Here is a 2,686-nt window from a genome sequence, read left to right on the forward strand (position 1 = left end):
CGAGCCAAGTGCCGACGCACCGCTGGTGTCCAGCGGTGCGCGCGCGGTCCGTCGTGCGGTGCGCCGTACGGAGGCGCGCCTGATCGATCAGGACATCCGTGACCGGCCAATGCTCACGGAAGACGAGAAGTTGCTGCAGAGTCCCGAGGACGACACGGGCGCCTTCACGCGCTCCGATCCGTGGCGGGTGATGCGGATCACGTCGGAGTTCGTGGAAGGGTTCGATGCGTTGTCGGAGATTCGGAAGGGCGTCACCATCTTCGGTTCGGCGCGTACCGGGCCGGATGATCCGCAGTACGTCGCGGCGCAGGAAACCGCGCGGTTGCTGGCGCTGCAGGGCTTCTCGATCCTCACCGGCGCCGGCCCGGGCATCATGGAGGCGGCCAACAAGGGCGCCAAGATGGGCGGCGGTCACTCCGTCGGGTGCAACATCGAGTTGCCCTTCGAACAGGGGGCGAATCCGTACGTCGATACGCTGGTGAACTTCCGCTACTTCTTCGTGCGGAAAACGATGTTCATCAAGTACTCCAATGCGTTCATCATCTTTCCGGGCGGGTTCGGCACGCTCGACGAGCTGTTCGAAGCACTTACGCTGATTCAGACCGGCAAGATCTATCAGTTTCCGGTGGTGCTGTTCGGCCGGCACTACTGGGCTGGGCTGGTGCGCTGGATCACATCGCGGCTGGTGGGGGAGGGGAAGATCTCGCCCGGCGACCTGGACCTGTTGCTGCTCACCGACGATCCGGCGGAGGCCGCGCAGGCGGTCATCGACGCCCACGAGGCGCAGACCGCCGCCCGGACGGTGTAGCGTCAATCCCGATTGACTTTGTCCGGAATGACCGATTAGTCTGAGAATCTGCTTCATGAGAAGCGTTCTCAACTAACAGATCATGCTCATCGGTTTGCTGCTCGCCGCTGTCGTCGCCGCCACCCCCGTCGTTCAGGACACCGCCCGTGCGCCACGACCGGCGGCAGACTCGGCCCCAGCCCAATCGCTCTCGGCGGTGCGCGTCTCCGGCGTACGTAGCACGCCCACGCAGTATCGCGTGTCCCGGACGCGCGCCGCGACCCGCACACCGACCGCCCTCCGCGAGGTGCCGCAGGCGATCACGGTGCTCGGGCCGCAGGTGCTTCGTGACCTTGGCCTCACCACGATGGTCCGCGCCATGGAGTACGTCCCGGGTGTGACCATGGGGCAGGGTGAAGGCCATCGCGACGCCCCCACGATTCGCGGACAGAGTACCACCGCCGACTTCTTCGTGGACGGCGTGCGCGATGACGCGCAGTACTTCCGCGACAGCTACAACGTGTCGCAGATCGAAGCACTCAAGGGCGCCAATGCGCTCGCCTTCGGTCGCGGGGGCGGCGGTGGCGTGATCAATCGGGTCATGAAGCAGGCCGAGTGGACGCCCACGCGCAGCGGCCTGCTGCAACGGGGTTCGTTCGACGAACGTCGTCTCACGCTCGACGTCGGGCAGGGGCTCACCTCGCGCGTCTCGGCGCGCCTCAACGCGCTGCATGAGAAGAGCGGTTCTTACCGCGACTTCGTGTCGTCGGAGAAGAGCGGGGTCAATCCCACCGTGGCGCTGCTCGCCGGCCGGACGATGCTGCGCGCCGGCGTCGAGCACTTTACCGATCGCCGCATCGTAGATCGCGGCATTCCCTCCGCAAACGGCCGGCCGTCTGCGCTCGACCGGCGTACGTTCGTGGGCGACCCCGAGCAAAGCCGTTCCCGCATGACGGTGAAAGGCGCCCACCTGATCGCGGAATACGACAACGGTCATGGCCTGACGTTGCGCACCCACACGCGTGCCCTCCACTACGACAAGTTCTATCGGAACGTGTTCGCGTCGAGCGCGGTCAATGCCGCCGGCACGCAGGTCAGCCTCAGCGCGTACAGCACGGCTACCGACCGCAGCAGCGTCTTCAACCAAAGTGATCTGGCCTACACGTCGCGACACGGTGCGCTTCGCCAGACCCTCGTTGCCGGCACCGAGTTCAGTCGCCAGGCCACCGACAACGTGCGACTCACCGGCTACTTCGGCGACCGAACCACGTCGCTCCCGGTGCCGCTGACGGCCACGGCGATGCCATCGCCGGCAACGTTCCGCGCCAGCGCCACCGACGCCGACAACGACGCCGTGGCGAACGTGGCCGCCATGTTCGCGCAGGAGCAGCTGCATGTCGGCGAGCACGTCCAGGTCGTGCTCGGTGCGCGATACGATCGCTTCGCCGTGCGCGTGCTGGATCGTCGGACCGACGCCATCACGCAGCGGGTGGACCACATGCTCTCGCCGCGCGGTGGCGTGGTGGTTACGCCCAATCGCACGATCTCGGTGTACGGGTCGGTCGGCATCGCCTCGCTACCAAGCGCGGGCGATCAGTTCTCGTCACTCTCGGCCACCGCGGTGTCGCTGACGCCGGAGCGCTTCCGGAATCGGGAAGTCGGGGTGAAGTGGACGCCGAGCGAGGCACTGGAGCTCAACACGGCGTGGTATCGCCTCGACCGGACCAACAGTGCCGCACCAGACCCGGCCAATGCGGCGTTGCTGGTACAGACGGGCGCGCAGCGCACCACCGGCCTCGAGCTCGGTGTCACGGGTGCCGTGACGTCGCGTTGGAATGTGGTGGGCGGGCTGGCGGTGCAGCAGGCGCGGATCCTGACCCGCACGACGTCGGCTCGCGC

Annotated in this window: 2 protein-coding genes; both read left to right on the forward strand. The window is 66.9% G+C overall.

Features of this window, described 5'->3' with window-relative positions:
- A partial coding sequence (locus tag ACIRA7_RS16600) for a TIGR00730 family Rossman fold protein (RefSeq protein ID WP_396221941.1) occupies positions 1 to 808 on the forward strand: 808 nt, incomplete at its 5' end.
- Between the two features lie 82 nt (positions 809 to 890).
- Positions 891 to 2,686 (forward strand): TonB-dependent receptor (locus tag ACIRA7_RS16605; protein WP_396221942.1); only part of this gene is annotated, 1,796 nt, incomplete at its 3' end.

Source organism: Gemmatimonas sp. (assembly GCF_044376735.1).
Taxonomy (GTDB): domain Bacteria; phylum Gemmatimonadota; class Gemmatimonadetes; order Gemmatimonadales; family Gemmatimonadaceae; genus Gemmatimonas.